This window comes from uncultured Campylobacter sp. (assembly GCF_938041645.1).
GTDB lineage: Bacteria > Campylobacterota > Campylobacteria > Campylobacterales > Campylobacteraceae > Campylobacter_B.
The window spans coordinates 1-17612 of record NZ_CALIST010000003.1 but is presented as its reverse complement, the minus strand read 5'-3'; the positions used below and the strand labels follow the sequence as shown (position 1 = coordinate 17612).

Sequence of the window (17612 nt, the reverse complement as noted above, 5' to 3'; positions counted from 1 at the left end):
ATTCTGTACCCGCAATATCATATTCAATCCAATTAGTTTTAAATTCCGGGAATCTTTCCTCAAAGTCTTTTTTCTTATTTTTTGAAGTTTGATCACTATCGGATATTATAAGAAATTTCTTACCAGTTAGCATCATCATCGTAGTTATCATATCAACGTCTTTTATGCCGCCCATATAAACTATCCCGCAATTTTTAAAATCATTTATGTTACAAAACATTTTAAAAATTTTATAGTCCATATAGCCTTCAAAAATAATATTTTTTAACTGTATACTTTCAAATATATGACTTCCAATTGCTCTTTTTAAAAGTTCGTCTTCTTGAAATGGTGATTTACCTTGTGGGACTATTTCTGAAATATCATCCTTTCTTTCTATAACCAGGTGTCTTTCTATGCACTCGTTATCTATCATAAAAGGAGAGTGCGTAGAGTAAATTACAACAGCTTTTTCTGAAATTTTTAGTAACTCTTCTTTTAAAAATCTCGCACTGGTTGGATATAAAAAAGCATCTGGTTCATCAAATAAGATTAATCTACTATATTCTTTTTGTGTTCTATATTCAATTGATAATATAAGCAATATTGCTATAAACCTCTTAAAGCCATCGCTTCTATCTTCATTAGAATAAAACTCTTTTTCCTGTATTCGTATATCGAACTCTTCACCATCTTTTCTTATAACAAACTTTATATTTTTTAAGTCAGGCCATATTTCTCTAAATTCTTTTGTTGCTTTATTAGATATATTGTCTAAAAAGCTATGTAGTCCTTTATCTTTCTTGGCTGCATTTTCAATATCTTGTTGAATATCTTTTATATTGCTTAAATAAAAAATATTTTTTAAAGGCATACATATGTCTGGGTTATTTTTAAAGTTTCCTATATTTACGTTAGATGGCAATAAATGACTATCACTATACTCCCAAAACATAACTCGCTTATAAATATTCTCCATGGGTTTTATATTTTTTATTATTTCAAACACAATTGTCTTCATGTGATCATACGTCAAAGGCTCAAGCAAAGGACTATTACTTTCGCCTTCTAATTTTGTAATTTGCCGATTATCTGTACTATAGTAGAATAAGTTAGATATTTTATATTTATCATTTAATTCTTCATATTTCCGATAGTTTAAGCTCGGTGTATCATTATCTTTTATACTCAATGTTAATATCATTTCACCAAAAGCTTCTTGAATAAAGCTTTCAATACTTAAATTATTTTCAAAAATATCTAGACTTTCTATATGATATTCTTCGATTAATTTTTCTTTAATATCACTAATGTCTTTTTGTGTAAGCTTAAAGATAGCATCAATATAATATTCATCATTATCCGAAGCTGTTTTTCTTTGATCTTTTATGCTAACCTTATATCCATTAAATACTGCAGATATAGCTTTTAATATATTACTTTTTCCAGCCTCATTTTTTCCTACTAATATTATACATTTTTTACCATTTCTCTCTTCAATATTTATCGCCATGTCTTTTATTGAACGAAAATTTTTTATTTCAAATCTATCTAGTTTCATATGTTAATCCTTTTGCCTTTTACTGGCACCCTTCGCACTCGATCGAACGATCCGCGACGTTGTTTAGCTTCTCGCTATCGGGGCTTTCGGAGCGCAGGTAGTAGGTCGATTTTAGCCCCAGCTGCCACGCAAGCGTGTAAATTTCGCTCAGATAGCCGCCGCTTGCCTTATCCAGGCTCATAAAAATATTTAGGCTCTGACCTTGATCGATCCATTTTTGGCGGATGGCGCCCGCTTTTACGAGTAGGCGCTGATCGAGCTCGTACGCAGGCACGTACGCCTGCCACGTTTTCGGGCTTAAATTCGGTACGACGACCGGGATCATGCCGCTTAGGTTGTGCTCGAACCATTTGCGCTTATACACCGGCTCGATCGTCTGCGTGGTGCCTACGAGTATGCTGATGCTTGATGTCGGCGCGATCGCCATCAGATAGCCGTTTCGCATGCCGTCGCGTTTTACTTTCTCGCGCAGCCCGTCCCAATCGCAGCTGCTTTGCTCAAAAAGCCCGCCGCGCTTAACGAGCGCTTTGGCGTTTTCGTTCGCTAAATCGATCGGAAAAATTCCTTCGCTCCACTTCGAGCCCGCAAAATCAGGGTATCTACCCTTTTCTACGGCTAAATTTGAACTTGCCTTGATCGCGTTAAAACTCACGTTTTCCATTATCCTATCGATCAGCTCGAAGTGCTCGTAGCTGCCCCACTTCACGCCGCGCTCGGCCAGCATCTGCGCTTCGCCCATTACGCCGAGCCCTATCGCGCGCGTTTTTAGATTGGTGTGCTTGACCTTGGCGTGCGGGTAAAAATTTAGATCGATGACGTTATCGAGCATTCGCACGGCGATCGGCATCACGCGAGCTATCTCCTCGCGGCTGTTGATTTTGCTTAAATTTACGCTCGCGAGGTTGCAAACCGCCGTCGCGCCTTCGTCGCAGCTTTTTTCTACGATAAAAATTTCTTTGCCGCCCAGCGTGTCTAGCGCGGTGATCTTTTTCGCCTTTTTTACGATGCCCGCGTCGGTTCTTACCTCTTCGTTTTCCTCAAACAGCCTCTCGCTACCGTCAGCGAAAACGACTTTGATTTTGTAGTGGTTCGGCGCCGTGTTTTGAAAGATCTCCGTGCATAAATTTGAGCTCCTGATTAAGCCTTGATGCGCGTTTGGATTGATGCGGTTGGCATTATCTTTGAAGCACAAAAAGGGCATGCCCGTCTCAAAATAACTCGTTAAAATTTTCTTCCAAAGCTCCTTTGCCAGGATAGTGGATTTTGAAATTTTATCATCGGCCTCGTACTGCTCGTAGCGCGCCTCAAATTCCGCGCCGTAAAGATCGCTTAGATCGCTTACTTCGGCGGGATCGAATAGCGTCCACTTGCCGCCGCTTTGAAGCCTTTTCATAAACATATCGTTTATCCACAGCGCGGGGAAAATTTCATGCGCGCGGCGCCTCTCCTCGCCCGAGTTTTTGCGCAGATCGAGGAAGTCGCTCACGTCCATATGCCACGGCTCGATATACACGGCGATAGCGCCCTTGCGCGTGCCCAGCTGATCGACGGCGACTGCGATGTCGTTGGTAATCTTTAAAAACGGTATGATGCCGCCCGCGGCGTTTTTATGCCCGTCGATGCTGCCGCCCATCGCGCGCACCTTGCACCAGTCCCAGCCGATACCGCCGCCGAATTTGCTCAGTAGCGCCATCTCCTTGTAGCTATCGAAAATCCCCTCGATATTATCGGGCGTGGAGCCCACGTAGCAGCTGCTTAGCTGATGTCGCGTCGTGCGGGCGTTTGAGAGCGTCGGAGTGGCGAGCATGACTTCAAATTTAGATATGAGATCGTAAAATTTTTTCGCCCAGCTCTGGCAATCAAGCTCGTTTTGCGCGAGGAACATCGCGATCGCCATAAACATCTGCTGCGGAAGCTCGATCGGCGCGCCGCTTTTATCCTTGATGAGGTAGCGATCGTAAAGCGTTTTAATGCCTAGGTAGTTAAACTGCAAATCGCGCTGCGGCTGCAGATAGGAATTTAGATCCTCTAGATCGTATTTTTCCTTTAAGCCGAGCATTATGCGACCCACCGCTTCGCCGCGAGCGAAGTAATCTTGCAAGCTGTTGTAGCCGCTAAAGCCCGTTACTTTGTGATACAGATCGTATAAAAATAACCGCGCGGCGACGAAGGTCCAGTTCGGGCGGTCCACGTCGATCTTCTCGACCGCGGTTTTGATGAGGGTTTGCTGGATCTCTTCAGTGGTGATCATATCGCGAAACTGGATCTTTGCGTCCACCTCAAGCTCGCTAAGGCTTACGTTTTCCAGCCCCTCCACTGCCTCGCTCGTGTATTTTTTGATCTTGCTTACGTCAAGTTCCTCGGTTCTGCCGTTGCGTTTGATTACTTTCATATCGTTCCTTGAAATTTAAAAATGCAAATTTAGCGTTAGTTTCCCAATATAAAATACGTCGTCAAAAGAGGCGGCGTAATAAATGCCGCTCATCTCCGCCGTCTTTTAAATTTACGCTAGCTGCGCTGCAAAAGCGCGCATTATAGCCAAAATTGCTTAAGTCTATCTGTCATTGTAAATATGGGATTTTGGCTTGTAAATTTTAAAATTTAGCGAAGCGGGCGGCAATGATGCGGTAAAATTCGAGCGGAATTTTATGGTAGTGCCGCGGAATTCTGCAGGTAAAAATTTGCGCGGAGTTTTGCGAAATTCTGCGCCGAAAAAGCAAGAAACAAAAAAGCTTTGCGAACAGATTTAAAATTTGCTCGCAAAGCTTTAAAATTTAATTGTGCGGTAGCGGGATAGGCTTTCCGTTTAAGATCATAGAGTTGCTTGCCTTATCGAAGCTAAACTCCATCTTAACTCCATCTCCATCAGGCTTAAGAAACTGCGAGCCGTAAACTTCCGCCATCGGCGCAAAATCGCGCAAGCTGTCATAAGGCGATAAGAAGTCCGTAATGGTCGTATTTATCGTAGCTTTGCCGTCCAAGCTCATACGCTTAAAAAGCTGCGTCTCGTCGATGTAGCCGCCTAATAGCGCGCTTGCGTTAAAAGCAAATTTCTTGCCGAGGCTATTTTCAAACGAAAAATCATTCACGTTGATTTTCATATCATCTTTTAGCAGCTTCATAAAAAGCTCTTTATTTTCCGCTAATTTTTCGCCTTCTTGCGGATTTGAGATAACAGACAGATATTTTTCGAAAAGTGCGGCGCTAAAGCTGGTATCGACACCCAAATGGATGTTTCGCACTAGCACATCGGCGATTTTTAGGCTTTGGGCTTTATCGCTTTCGTTAAAATTTAAAATTCCATCTTTTACGCGGTAGCTACCTTCTGTGCTCATATCCGTAACTACGACGAAACGCTGCTTATCTACAGTTACGACGAGCTCTTTTGTGCTGCCTGCAAAATCTATGTCATTCAAAAAGAGCTTAGTTATATTATCGTCTAGATCTTGGATACCGTTTTTAAAGTTTGCCTCATAGATAAGATCCTTTATATCAAGACCCGAATCCTTGCCGTCGTCTATAAAAATTTCACCGATTTTAAAGCCCAAGGCTTTTATCGTTTTACCGCTCATATCGCTCGTGCCGTTTAGGCTAAGGCCTGCAAGACGTCCCATTCCGCCATCTTCTAGCACATTTATATCGGCTAGCTTTGCGCTAAATTTAACCTCTGTAGGTCCGTAGTTTAGATGCGTGCTAAGCGGTGCGTCAGTCTTAAACAACTTCTTGCAAGGTTCTGCGTAATATGGCGTCTTAATCGTTAAAATTCCGTCGCTCTCAAATCCATCCGCAGCGTTTTTTACGCTATGCTTGATAGTGTAGTCGTAGCGAAAAGCAAAATCTTCCGGGAAAATTTTAGCAGGATCCGGCTCGTCCGTATCGTTGCTATCTTGCGCGCCTGCTTTTTCCTTTAGCTTGCTAAAGCCTTCAGCAAGGCTTTTTTGTAGTTTCTCTTTTTTTACTACGCCCTCGATAAAGCCGCTTGAGTTGCTATCTCCAGGATAAAATTTAGCGCTTTTAGTCTCGAAAATTTCGTTTCTAGCGATAAATTCCGCAATCTGCTGCTCAATCGCCGCGCTGGCACTCTTGCCGACCGCACCGTCAACCGTTTTGGTTATGCTATCGTTTACACTTTTAGCTACGCCCGTTTTAGCGTCCTTTGTCGCTACAAAAACACCCACTATAAGCGCTACGATGAGAACTAAAGCCGCGATGATCTTTTTCATCATCTCTCCTTTAAATTTAAAATTTATTTGGGTCGTATTTTGCCGTAAATTTCTAAAATTTTCAAATTCTAGCTTAGTGTGCTTTAACCTAAAAGAAGTTATAATCGCGACATTAATATCAAAATTTAGGAAAACTTATGGCAAAACAAACGAAATATATTTTCGTCACCGGCGGAGTGCTGAGCTCGCTGGGCAAGGGCATTGCGGCGGCGTCGATCGCGACGCTTTTAAAGCACGCGGGGCAAAAGGTGCGCATCCTAAAGGCGGATCCTTATATCAACGTCGATCCGGGCACCATGAGCCCGCTGGAGCATGGAGAGGTTTTCGTAACCGACGACGGCGCGGAGACCGATCTGGATTTGGGGCATTATGAGCGGTTCTTGGATGAAAATTTAAGCCAAGACAACAACTTCACCACGGGCAAAGTTTACAGCTCCGTCATCGAAAAGGAGCGCAGGGGCGATTATCTGGGCAAGACGATCCAGGTGATCCCTCACATCGTAGGCGAGATCGTGCGCCGCATAAAAAAGGCGGGCGAGGGTAACGACGTGCTGATCGTCGAGATCGGAGGCACCGTGGGCGACATCGAGGGGCTGCCGTTTTTAGAGGCGATCCGCGCGATGAGAGTGGAGCTTGGCAGAGTAAATACGATGAATATCCACCTCACGCTCGTGCCTTTCATCAAGGTAGCGGGCGAGCTCAAAACCAAGCCTACGCAGCACAGCGTAGGTGAGCTGCGTCGTATCGGTATCAGCCCCGATATGATAATCTGCCGCTCCGAAATGCCGCTAAATCGCGCGCTTAAAGATAAGATCGCGCTAAGCTGCGGCGTGGATAAAAACTGCGTCATCGAAAGCCCAGATAGCGCGAGCATCTATCAGATCCCGCTTGCGTTTTTGAAACAGGATATTTTAACGCCGATCGCGGAGACTTTAAGCTTAAACAAGCTCGAAGTCGATATGAGCAACTGGGACAGCCTCGTTAAGCGCGTCATCGTGCCTACGAATGAAACCACGATCGCCTTCGTCGGTAAATATATCGATCTAAAAGAAAGCTACAAATCCCTCACCGAAGGGATCATCCACGCGGGCGCGACGCTTGATACGCGGATAAATTTGAAGTGGATCGATAGTGAAAAAATCGAAGCTGCGAATGTGGATGAAATTTTCCGCGACGTAAACGGAATTTTAGTCGCGGGCGGCTTCGGCTCGCGCGGGATAGAGGGTAAAATTTTAGCCATAAACTACGCGCGGGTGCATAAGGTGCCATTTTTGGGCATCTGCCTGGGGATGCAGCTTGCAATGGTGGAGTTTGCGCGCAATGTCTTAAAACTGAAAAACGCTAACTCCTCGGAATTTGACCCGCAGACCGAAGATCCGGTAATCTACCTCATCGACAGCTTTATCGACGCGAGCGGCAAAAAGCAGATCCGAACGCACAAATCCCCTATGGGCGGCACTATGCGGCTGGGTGGCTATGACTGCGACGTCAAAAAAGGCTCGCTTTTGAGTAAAATTTACGGCGAGCAAAAAACTATCCGCGAGCGCCACCGCCACCGATATGAAGCCAATCCGAAGTACCGCGCCGATTTTGAAAAGCACGGGCTTATCGTCTGCGGCGAGAGCGACGGGCTTATCGAAGCGGTCGAGCTAAAAAATCATCCGTTTTTTCTGGGCGTGCAGTTTCACCCGGAATTTACCAGCCGTCTAGTGCGCCCAAATCCCGCTATTTTGGGCTTTATCGAAGCATCTATAAAAAATGCTAGGTAAAAATGAGATAAGGGAAATTCTAAAATCGAGATTTGCGAACGATCGGCATACTAAAATTTCTGAAATTCCCTTACCCTGCGATCTGAAAGATACCTATAAGGCGGCTTTGCGCATAAAAACTGCCATCGAAGAAAACCAGCGCATAGCCGTAGTCGGCGATTACGACGTCGACGGTATCGTAAGCACCGTCATAATGAGCGATTTTTTTAATCAAATAGGCGCGGATTACGTTATCAAGATACCAAACCGCTTTACCGACGGATACGGGCTAAACAGCGAGATCATAGGCGAGCTTGAGGATGTGGATCTCATCATCACGGTAGATAACGGCACCTCCGCGACGGAAGCTGCCGAAATTTGCGCTCAAAAGGGGATCGATCTCATCATCACCGATCATCACATGCCCCCGCCCGTGCTGCCTAGAGCTTATGCGATAATCAACCCAAAGCAGCCCGATTGCACCTTTCCAAATATCGAAATTTGCGGTGCGCAGGTAGCGTGGTATCTCGTAGGCGCGCTAAAAGAAACCCTCGGCGTGAACTACGATATGGCAAGTTCGATGGATATCCTCATCATCGCCATAATCGCCGATATGATGGAGTTGCGCGATATGAACCGCGCGCTTTTGCGCTTCGGCATCAAGCGGCTAAATAGCTCGAACCGCGCCTGCTTCAAGGCGATTAAAGAGCATTATTTTAAAAAACACTTCGAATTCGACGATATCAGCTACACGATCGCGCCGCTAATCAACTGCACGGGGCGGATGGACGATGCGACGATGTCGTATAACTTCCTATGCGCCAAAAATATCAGAGAGGCAAACCATTACCTAGAGACGATAAATTCGATCAACAACTCGCGCAAAGAGGAGGAGAAAAACCTCTACGACGAGATCGTAAAAAGCGTAGATCCGAGCGACAACGTCATCGTCGTGTGGGGTCCGCAGTGGCACGAAGGGATCATCGGCATCGTCGCAAGCCGCCTAAGCAAGACTTACAAAAAGCCCGCGATCGTCTTTAGCGTAAGCGACTCGCGCGCCAAAGGAAGCGCGCGCAGCATCGGTAAATTCGATATTTTAGAGCTGATCTCCTCGCAAAGCGAAATTTTAACGACCTTCGGCGGACACAAGGGCGCTGCGGGCGTGGGGATCGATCCTGCGCTGCTTCAGGAGTTTAAGCGGCGCGTAAATGAGCGTATAACGCCCAAGGATCTGAGCGATTTTAGTGCGCAAGACGATCTGCTGGGCGAGCTGGACGCGTCGCAGATAGACTTCGAGCTGCTTGAAATTTTGGAATTTTATGAGCCGTACGGGCAGAAAAATCCGCGCCCGCTCTTTTGTATCAAAGGCGCGCGCGCCCGCAACATCAGGGAGATCGGCAAGGAGGGCAAACATATCAAAATGGCGCTTGATAAAAACGGCGGCAGCGTCGAAGCGCTGTTTTTTAACTACGACTTTTTGCCGCGCGCGGGCGAGCGGGTGGATGTGATCTTTACGATTAGCAAAAACAACTTCCGCGGCACGATCACGCCCGAGCTCATCATCAAAGAACTCACCCCGAGCGAGAGCTAAATTTTAAAATTTAGGCTACTTTGACGTGCATTTCGCTCCGGACACGGCCTTTAAATTTAACTCTCGATCTATGAGCTAGGCCGCGCATTGCGCACTCGGCGGGTTTACCCTACTACAGCGCCCGTCTGCTCTACTCGCCCGATATGTATTGCGCGCCTGGCGCGACTTCAAAATTTAATGCGCGAGCTATGGATTTGACTTGCGATGCGAGCTCAAGCGTGCGATTTCGGAGCTAGACACAGCGCGCGAACGCGATGCGTTATTTTCAGCTCCCGCGCGGCGTGCAAACTCGGCGAAATTCTTGGGCGCTGTAAAAGTAAAATTTAAACGTTTCTAAATTTTAAAATTTTGCGAGGGTGAGCGGGAGCAGTCAAAACAGGCAGAATAGCCCTGCAAATGGAATTTCTGATAAAATTTTATGAAGCGGCGGGCGGGCTAAATTTTAAAATTTGACCCGCCCTTAAACTTATAGGCTAAAAAACCACCGCTAAAAACCACTTAAACGGCACCGGCGCAAAGATCGCGTGCGGCAAGCCCGCAGGCATGACGATGCTTTGCCCCGCTTTTACGCGGTGCTTCTGCCCGTCGATCGTGAAATCACCCTCCCCCTCAAGCACGTAAACGAACGCGTCGCCGTCGGATTTGTGCGAGCTGATCTCCTCGCCGCCGTCGAAAGCGAAAAGGGTCATATTCAGCGCGGGATTTTGCGCAAGGGTGCGCGAAATCACCTTATGAGGGGCCACTTCGACTAGCGAAGCAAGCTCTACGGCCTTAGCGGCGTCGATATTTTTGATGTGTTGCATAAGCTCTCCTTGAAATGAAATTTGATCGATTGTAGCTAAAATTTAGCAAACCCGCTTTGATGAGCATCAATCCGGATCCGCGCTGAAAGGATTTTTCAGAAAGATCGGGATGAAATTTATCAGATATAGCGCGACCGCGGCGATGAAAAGCGCCGAGGGGATCATCACGTATAAAACAAAGCTTTCGCCAGCAAAAACGGCTCTTAAAACCCCCGCGAGCAGAGCTAAAACGAGCGCCGCGCGGCTTAGGCGCGGGAAGTTTAGCGGCGAAATTCCGCTGTGGCGCTGTCCGGCGACCATTCCTACGAAAAGTATCGCTCCGTAGATATAACAGATCGCGATGACGTGCAGCGGCGCGGCAGCGTATCCCCCGCGGATCAGCGCCGCGCCCAGCCACAGGTATCCTGCCGCGCACGCAGCCTGCAACGCGTAGTAAAACGCCATATAGTGGCGGCTTAAAATTTCGATGTAGTGTAGCTCTCGAAGTTTCGCCAAAAACAAAAACCCGATGCCAAGCGCGATAAATCCGCATGTCGCCTCGCTTAAAAATGGCGTCGCGAGCGCCAAAGCGAAAGCAAGGAAAGCGGCTAAATTTTTGTAGATAAAATTTGGAATAAAAACGGCGTCCTTCAGCCCGCCCTCTCTTAGCGCTTCGTTGCCGATGACGACGCTTATGCGGTAGCTTACGACGGCGATCGCCGCGACGTTGATATGCACGAAGCTGAGCAAAAACTTCTCATCTCCGCTCGCGCCATAGGCCGCAGAGCAGGCACAAAGCGCCGCAAGGACTGATAGGATGCTAAAATTATTCGAGTTCTTATCCAGCCACAAAAGCCATGCCGCAAAGATGAAAAATATCGCCCAAAACAGCCCCGTGATCGCTGCCGCAAGCCGTAAATTTAAAAAGCTCGCGATAAAAGCCACGATCAGGCAGGCGGCAAAAGCAAGCGAGACGGGCTTTAGCGAGCCCTCGAAGTTCGTCCAATCGGGCAGCGCGGTAAGCAAAAACGCCGCGTAGATGCACGAAGGCGCCAAAAACAGAAAGTAAAACTTATGAGCGCCGACATAATTAATCGCCAGCGCATCGGGTGCTAAAAAGCTAAGCGCGCCCAGCGCCGCAAAAAAGCAGGCGCAAAGAACGAAGGCGCGCATCGGATGGGAGAAAAAATTCCTAGCGCGCTCATCTTTAAATTTAGGCGCGTAAAAGCCTAGCTCTTGCCGCTGCGCCCCGCACGGCTCCAGATTTTTGAGCTCCTGTGGCGAAACGGAATCTGTTTGATTTTGCATGGAATTAACTTTGGAATTCCGATCGGAATTTTTAGCGCTCTGCGAAAAGCTCGGTTTAGAATTTAGCTCGGCGCGGCTTTGCGCGGAGGCGGGTTTGGAATTTTGACCTTGATCGGAATTCTTGGCGCTTTGTAAGAGGTTTAGCGGGAAATTTTGCTCGTAATTTTTAACGCTTTGCGAGAAGCCCAGCTCGGAGTTTGATTTGACGCTTCTGTCGCTTTGCGAAAAACCCTGAGTGGAATTTTGATCGTAGCTTTTAGCGCTTTGCAAGAAATCATGTGCGAAATTTGGATTTTTAAAGCTTTGCGCTGGCTCGGCGTCCGAATTGCGAGCTGGATTTTTAAAATTTCTCGTAAAATTTGAAGCGGAAATTTTGAAATTTCGCGTAGAAATTCCGCCTGAATTTTTAAAATAATCTGCGCCAAATCCACAACACAGACGGGCGTCTGGGTTTGCACCAAATCCACAATGCAGGCGGGCGGTACGAGTAGGGCGATCGGATACGCGCTGCAAAGGATCGTTCGCGTTAGAGCTGCATCGCAAGCTGACACTCGCACCCGAGTCGCGGCGTGAGCGGGCATATCGGTTCGAGCCAAGGCACCGTAAGCAAGCGCCCACGCCAGAACTGCACCGTAAGTAAGTACTCGGGCTAGAGCCGCAGTATGTATCGCCGCGTAATAGCGCCGAATTTCGCGCTGCAAAACCGTAGCGCACTGCGCCGTTCAAGAGCACGCTCACGATATAATCGCAGTTCACGTGGCTGCGCAGTTCATATTTCGGTACGGCAAAACCACGGCGCCCGATGTCCTGCGAAAGGCTATATCCGCTTGCGCTAAGATCGCAGCATCCGATGTCCCGAAAGAGCCTGTCTATGCAAGCAGCGAAATCATAACATTTAGTATCACGCAAGAGCCTGTGCCCGCCCGCTCCGACATCGCGACATCTAATACTTCGCAAGAGCCCATGCTTGCATGCGCCGAGATCGTCGTAGCTAGCGCCCGGCAAATGCCGGTGTCCAAATGCGACTAGATCGCGATGCGCGCCAAAGCTCCGCTTGCTTGCGCCCGGGTCGCAACGTAAGTTTAAATTTCGTGCGGAACCTCCCTGTTTGCGCGCATTAAAGATAAAATTTCTACTCATAATAGCTCACTCCCCCGAATTGTTCGCTTACCACGCGCTCTTCGTACCGCTCGTCGCGCGCGCTTAGCGGCTCATCTAGGCTCACGACGCGCCTAAGCCCCATCCCTTTGGGCTCGAGCTCGATAATCTCGTGGCTTAGGCGTACGGCTTCGAAGCGGTCGTGGGTTACCAAAAGGCAGGCAAGTCCCTCGTGCTCGATCTTTGAGACTAAAATTTCGATCAGCACGCCGCGCAGATCGCGATCCAGACCTACAAACGGCTCATCAAGCAGCGCCAGATCGCAGCCGCTAAGGATCGTGCGCAAAAACGCCGTGCGCTTTTGCATACCGCCGCTTAGCTCGCGCGGGAATTTATTCAGATCGCTCGGGCTTAGCCCGATCTTTGCGGCGAGGGCGTAAATTTCGTTCACGCCGGCGGGGCTAAAAATTTCAATATTTTTAAGCGCCGTGAGGTTTGGTAGCAGGCGGTTTTCTTGAAACAAAAAGCTGATTTTCTTAAAGCCGTTTTCGATCTGCCCGCTTTTTTTATCCTCCAGCCCGCAAACCAACCGCAAAAGCGAGGTCTTGCCGCAGCCGCTGGGGCCAAAAAGCGTCTTTACTTCACCTGCGTGCAGCCGCAGCGAAAAATCTGAAATTATAACGTCGCGCAGAATTTCGTAGCGCAGATTTGAAATTTTTAGCATCATCTGCTCCACGGCATCAGTAAAATTTCAAGCGGCTTGGTCACGAGATAATCAAAAAGCGCCGTAAAGGCTATGACTAGGCACACATATGCCATAACCTCGACCGTATCGATATTGACGCGCGCTTCGGCGATCTTTGCGCCGATGCCGTCGTTCGCGCCCAAAAGCTCCGCCATTACGAGCACCTTCGCGCCGTTGCTGACCGCGACGTAGATCGCAGGGAGTAGCCGTTCGATTAGATGCGGCGCGTAGAGGTAGCGCAGTTTTTTTAAAATTGAGCTTTTGTAGCTGTCGAAAAGCTCGGTGTATTCGGTACTCACGCTAGCCATCGCCTGCGCCGCGGACGCAAAAGTCATTGGCGCGACGACGATAACGACGGTAAAAAGCACGCTTTTATCGCCAAAATGAAACCAAAATATCGCAAGTACGATCCAGACGATAGGCGGCGTCGAAAGAAGCACGGTAATTAGCGGGTTTAAAAAGGCTCGCAGGCTTTTGAAATACCCTGCCGCAAGCCCGCTGCAAATCCCCGCAAAAAGCGCGAGGAAGGTGCCTGCAAGCGCACGTTTAAGCGACAGAGCTAGATCGTTTGCGGCAAAATTTCTTAAAATTTCGCACGCCTTAGAAAAAACCGCCGCGGGCTGCGGCAGGATTAGCGGCCCATAAGCCTCGCTCGCCACCTGCCAGACGGCTATGAAAAAGCACACCGCCCCTAGGCTCGCAAAGCCGCCCCACAGATAGTCTATGACGTAAAACGCGGGGTTTTGAGCTTTGCGAATTTTATCGATTTTTAGCATAGAAAAAACTCGTCCTTAGGCATCGCGCCGCCGAGGAGCTTAGGGTTAAATTCCATCAAAATTTCATAAAATTTCAAAAGCTCGTCCTTGATCTCGCTAGGCTTTTTGACGCATAAATTCGACGTATCGATGCTCATAAATATCGCAGGCGGCGGCGCAGGAAAGAAATTCGTCCCGATTGCCGCGGCGCTTTGTTTGTTCGCTTTGATCCACGCAAGCGCGTCTGCTAAATCGGCATTTAAAATTTCAAAATCCGCCTTTTTCGCGGCGTAAAAATCGGTATCTGCGATGATGCCCGCCTGCGGGATTATGGGCTTAGTCGAAAACGCCTGCGCCCACATATCGCTTAAATTTGCTCCTCGTTGCACGGCGATACCCGATACTTTGCCCTTTAAGATCATGGCGCTTGCTAGCGGCTCGACCGTGATCGCGACGTCGTAGTCCTTAGCCAAAAACAGCTGCGCGCTCTCTGCGGGGCTGGCGGTGTAGTCGATATTTAGTCCGCTAATACCCTGCTTTTTCGCTATGGCTCGCACGATGATGTCTAGCATATCGTTTTTAAAAGGCATTACGATCTTTTTGCCTTTCAGCTGAGCAAATTCCGTTATCTTCTCGCCCTTGCTCATCGCGAAATTTAGCCCCTCGGTGAGGATATTTACCATGCCGATCTTGCGACCCTGATTTGCGAGGTTCACCCCCACGTTGCTAGGGCTCATCATGACCTTGTACTCGCCGTTTGCCACGCCCGCGCGCAGCTGATCGGGATCGCGCCAAAGCTCAAGCTTCGCGTCGTATTTTTTGCCGATCTGCCCCTGCATGCACGCAACGCCGATGATAAGGCTAGGCATCGCAGGCGCACCGTAAATAGTAAAGGCCTCCTTCGCAAAAAGAGGGCTAGCAAGCCCGCTAGCCGCCAACGCGGACGTTAGTTTTAAGAAATTTCTTCTTTGCATCTTCTCCTCTTTTCATTCCTGCCAAACGGCAAGATTTTGATAATCGATGTGCGATTATATCAAAAACAGGAGTGATTCGGTTTGATTAAGCTCAATAGTCGGCTTTAAATTTTAATGCGCTAAAATTTAAAACGCCCCGCAGCGGTAAAATTTTATGCTAAAATGGAGAAAATTTCAATTCAAGGATATAAAATGAGAAGCGACATCATCAAAAAAGGCTATACGCGTGCGCCGCACAGAAGCTTGCTAAGAGCGACAGGACTAAAGGACGATGACTTTGAAAAGCCGTTTATCGGCGTGGCAAATAGCTTCATCGAGATTATCCCAGGGCACTTTTTCCTCAACAAATACTCCGAAATTTTAAAAGACGAGATCCGCAAAAACGGCTGCGTGCCCTTTGAGTTTAACTGTATCGGCGTGGACGACGGCATCGCGATGGGGCATAGCGGGATGCTTTACAGCCTGCCTAGCCGCGAGCTCATCGCAAACTCGATCGAAACGGTGATGAACGCCCACGCTCTAGACGCTCTGGTTTGCATGCCAAACTGCGATAAAATCGTGCCAGGCATGTTGATGGGCGCGCTACGCGTGAACGTGCCGACGGTTTTTGTTAGCGGCGGCCCGATGAAAAAGGGCTACACTAAAAAAGGCGAGCCGATCGACCTATCTACGGCGTTTGAGGCGGTGGGTAAATTTGAAACCAAAGAGATCAGCGCCGAGGAGCTAAAAGAGATCGAGTGTGCCGCCTGTCCAAGCGGCGGCAGCTGCTCGGGGATGTTTACGGCAAACTCGATGAATACGCTGTGCGAAGCGATGGGCATCGCGCTAAAAGGCAACGGCACCGTGCCCGCGCTTACGCCAGAGCGCGAGGAGCTCATCAGGCAGGCGGGGCGCCGAATTTGCGAGATTGCGCTGGATGAAAAATATAAAATCCGCAACATTGTGAACGAAAAATCGATCCAAAACGCCCTAGTCGTCGACATGGCGATGGGCGGCAGCAGCAACACCGTGCTGCATATCCTAGCTATCGCGCGCGAAGCGGGGGTAAATTTACAGATCGCGGGGCTCAACGAGATCAGCCGCAAGATCGCGCACATCGCCAAAATCAGCCCGAGCTTGCCAAATATCCACATGGAGGACATCGACCGCGCGGGCGGCCTAAGCGCCGTGATAAACGAAATTTCGCGCCGCGACAACGGACTGCTGGACTTAGGCGCGCCGACCGTCACGGGCGAAAGCCTAGGCGAGCGCGTGGGAGCTAGCGTCATAAAAGACGAAGAGGTCATACACAAGGTCGAAAACGCCTATTCGGACGTGGGCGGACTGGCGATTTTGTTTGGAAATTTAGCCGAGCAGGGCTGCGTCATCAAGACAGCGGGCATCATCGGCGAGCGTAAATTTAGCGGCAAGGCCGTGTGCTTTAACGGCCAAGATGAAGCGATAGAGGGCATCTCAAAGGGCAAAGTCGGCAAAGGCGACGTGGTCGTCATCCGCTACGAAGGGCCGCGTGGAGGCCCGGGTATGCAGGAGATGCTAAGCCCAACGAGCCTAATCATGGGGCGAGGTCTCGGTGCGGACGTAGCGCTGATCACGGACGGCAGATTTAGCGGCGCTACAAGAGGGCTAAGTATCGGACACGTAAGCCCCGAAGCGGCCGAGGGCGGTATGATCGGACTGCTACAAGACGGCGACATCATCGACATCAACGTGGACACATACGCGATCAACGTGCGCCTAAGCGAAGAGCAGATCGCTGCGCGCAGGGCTAAATTTAAGCCGATCGAAAAACCGCTACCGTTTCGCTGGCTACGAATGTATCGCAAGCTGGTAACAAATGCTAGCAACGGAGCGATTTTGGAGGCGTAAATGAAGTTAATTGCTGTATTATTAGATGAAGACTACAAAAATATACCACAAGGTATTTATCAATTTGATAATGAATTTGAGATAATTGAATTTAATTCAAGAGATAAAGTTATTGAACTTAGAGAAAATCAAAACTACTATAAGCAATTTGAAATTCCAATAGAAAATATTAGTTGTATAGTTGGTAAAAATGGAATGGGCAAAACTACGTTGTTTGAAATTTTGATATCACTCAAGTTGTGGAGACTAGATAATGAATTAAAAGAAGGTAAAATTCATGCTTTATTTTATGATTTAAGTAAAAATATATTTTTTATCCAGTCATATATAGACAATGCTAGCTATTGGAGTATAAGGGGTATAAATGATTTTGAACTTAAAAAATTTGACATGACTAATAAAATTAGCCCTGTTAATATAAGAGGAAACATAAGATGCGATGATAAATTTAGTATTATACCTACTCCAATTTCAATTATATTCCATAGTTTGTCGCCGTTTGATAGAGTCTATGAGCTTATAAAAAACATATATTTAAAAGATAGTACAAATAAGCATTATGAAAATTTTGGCTATAAAGGCGCAAATAAAATCAAAGACAGTGAGCCTAGTCATAATGCATTAACACTAAAAAATCTTTTGTATTTTTCTAATACCTCTAGTCAATTTAGAAATATGCTAGAAAATATTGGGTATAAATATAAAAATATAGAGATAAATGTTAACGAAAAATACTTTAATAATAGTATAGAAGTTATTGAGTTTGGCGATATAAATCTAAATAAATTAGATATAGAAAATTTTAATGAAGAAATTTACAATAATATAAAAAAATTATTTTTATTTCCAAATATTACATACTATGAAAAATATAATGATATGTTAGAGGAAGATTTTTATAAATATAAGAATGCTATATTAATTAAAGAAACATTTTATGCAACAGGTGCAAGCTGGAAAATAGTAGGAGATAGCAATGGTT

The 17612-nt window shown here is 47.1% G+C and carries 13 protein-coding genes; 5 read left to right on the top strand and 8 right to left on the bottom strand.

What is annotated here, in order from left to right; genetic code table 11:
* The 3 genes from Q0600_RS00320 to Q0600_RS00310 all read right to left on the bottom strand — a co-directional run.
* A partial coding sequence (locus Q0600_RS00320; RefSeq protein ID WP_298755534.1) for an AAA family ATPase occupies nt 1-1540 on the bottom strand: 1540 nt, incomplete at its 3' end.
* A gap of 19 nt (nt 1541-1559) precedes the next feature.
* A complete protein-coding gene (locus tag Q0600_RS00315; protein ID WP_298755532.1) occupies nt 1560-3932 on the bottom strand; it encodes a ribonucleoside-diphosphate reductase subunit alpha in 2373 nt (790 codons plus the stop codon).
* 382 nt (nt 3933-4314) lie between these two features.
* Complete coding sequence (locus Q0600_RS00310) at nt 4315-5763, bottom strand: DUF945 family protein (protein WP_298755530.1); 1449 nt, start codon at nt 5761-5763, stop codon at nt 4315-4317.
* A gap of 137 nt (nt 5764-5900) precedes the next feature.
* On the opposite strand from Q0600_RS00310, the gene Q0600_RS00305 reads away from it, so the two are divergent.
* Complete coding sequence (locus tag Q0600_RS00305; protein ID WP_298755528.1) at nt 5901-7532, top strand: CTP synthase; 1632 nt, start codon at nt 5901-5903, stop codon at nt 7530-7532.
* Nucleotides 7522-9102, top strand: coding sequence for a single-stranded-DNA-specific exonuclease RecJ (gene recJ / locus Q0600_RS00300; RefSeq protein WP_298755524.1), 1581 nt, complete (start codon nt 7522-7524; stop codon nt 9100-9102). The genes Q0600_RS00305 and recJ overlap by 11 nt, the downstream gene beginning before the upstream one ends.
* 473 nt (nt 9103-9575) lie before the next feature.
* Here the strand turns inward: recJ and Q0600_RS00295 are convergent, their stop codons facing one another.
* Nucleotides 9576-9905 (bottom strand): cupin domain-containing protein, encoded by a 330-nt coding sequence (locus Q0600_RS00295; protein ID WP_298755521.1) that lies wholly within the window; start codon nt 9903-9905, stop codon nt 9576-9578.
* A gap of 66 nt (nt 9906-9971) precedes the next feature.
* Entirely contained in the window at nt 9972-11705 is a 1734-nt protein-coding gene (locus tag Q0600_RS00290) for an NnrS family protein (protein ID WP_298755518.1), read from the bottom strand.
* Nucleotides 11706-11948: 243 nt separating this feature from the next.
* Here Q0600_RS00290 and Q0600_RS00285 point away from each other — a divergent pair, with 243 nt between their 5' ends.
* Nucleotides 11949-12221: a hypothetical protein gene (locus Q0600_RS00285; protein ID WP_298755515.1), complete on the top strand. Its 273-nt coding sequence runs from the start codon at nt 11949-11951 to the stop codon at nt 12219-12221.
* 103 nt (nt 12222-12324) lie between these two features.
* Here the strand turns inward: Q0600_RS00285 and Q0600_RS00280 are convergent, their stop codons facing one another.
* Genes Q0600_RS00280 through Q0600_RS00270 form a run of 3 tightly spaced genes read right to left on the bottom strand, consistent with a single transcriptional unit; the run spans nt 12325 to nt 14764 of the window.
* Nucleotides 12325-13014 carry an ATP-binding cassette domain-containing protein gene (locus tag Q0600_RS00280; protein WP_298755512.1) on the bottom strand — a complete coding sequence of 230 codons (690 nt, stop codon included), beginning with the start codon at nt 13012-13014 and terminating at the stop codon, nt 12325-12327.
* Nucleotides 13014-13811, bottom strand: a complete 798-nt coding sequence (locus tag Q0600_RS00275; protein ID WP_298755509.1) for an ABC transporter permease subunit — start codon at nt 13809-13811, stop codon at nt 13014-13016. Before Q0600_RS00275 ends, Q0600_RS00280 begins: the two co-directional genes overlap by 1 nt.
* A complete protein-coding gene (locus Q0600_RS00270) occupies nt 13805-14764 on the bottom strand; it encodes an ABC transporter substrate-binding protein (RefSeq protein ID WP_298755506.1) in 960 nt (319 codons plus the stop codon). Before Q0600_RS00270 ends, Q0600_RS00275 begins: the two co-directional genes overlap by 7 nt.
* A 192-nt stretch (nt 14765-14956) precedes the next feature.
* On the opposite strand from Q0600_RS00270, the gene ilvD reads away from it, so the two are divergent.
* Nucleotides 14957-16630, top strand: a complete 1674-nt coding sequence (ilvD, locus tag Q0600_RS00265) for a dihydroxy-acid dehydratase (protein WP_298755503.1) — start codon at nt 14957-14959, stop codon at nt 16628-16630.
* A partial coding sequence (locus Q0600_RS00260) for a hypothetical protein (protein WP_298755500.1) occupies nt 16631-17612 on the top strand: 982 nt, incomplete at its 3' end.

Bases quoted from the DNA above. Each gene is read 5' to 3' on its own strand.
- Q0600_RS00305 (WP_298755528.1), top strand. From the start codon at position 5,901: ATGGCAAAACAAACGAAATATATTTTCGTCACCGGCGGAGTGCTGAGC.
- Q0600_RS00275 (WP_298755509.1), bottom strand. From the start codon at position 13,811: ATGCTAAAAATCGATAAAATTCGCAAAGCTCAAAACCCCGCGTTTTAC.
- recJ (WP_298755524.1), top strand. From the start codon at position 7,522: ATGCTAGGTAAAAATGAGATAAGGGAAATTCTAAAATCGAGATTTGCG.
- Q0600_RS00310 (WP_298755530.1), bottom strand. From the start codon at position 5,763: ATGAAAAAGATCATCGCGGCTTTAGTTCTCATCGTAGCGCTTATAGTG.
- Q0600_RS00315 (WP_298755532.1), bottom strand. From the start codon at position 3,932: ATGAAAGTAATCAAACGCAACGGCAGAACCGAGGAACTTGACGTAAGC.
- Q0600_RS00295 (WP_298755521.1), bottom strand. From the start codon at position 9,905: ATGCAACACATCAAAAATATCGACGCCGCTAAGGCCGTAGAGCTTGCT.
- ilvD (WP_298755503.1), top strand. From the start codon at position 14,957: ATGAGAAGCGACATCATCAAAAAAGGCTATACGCGTGCGCCGCACAGA.
- Q0600_RS00280 (WP_298755512.1), bottom strand. From the start codon at position 13,014: ATGCTAAAAATTTCAAATCTGCGCTACGAAATTCTGCGCGACGTTATA.
- Q0600_RS00270 (WP_298755506.1), bottom strand. From the start codon at position 14,764: ATGCAAAGAAGAAATTTCTTAAAACTAACGTCCGCGTTGGCGGCTAGC.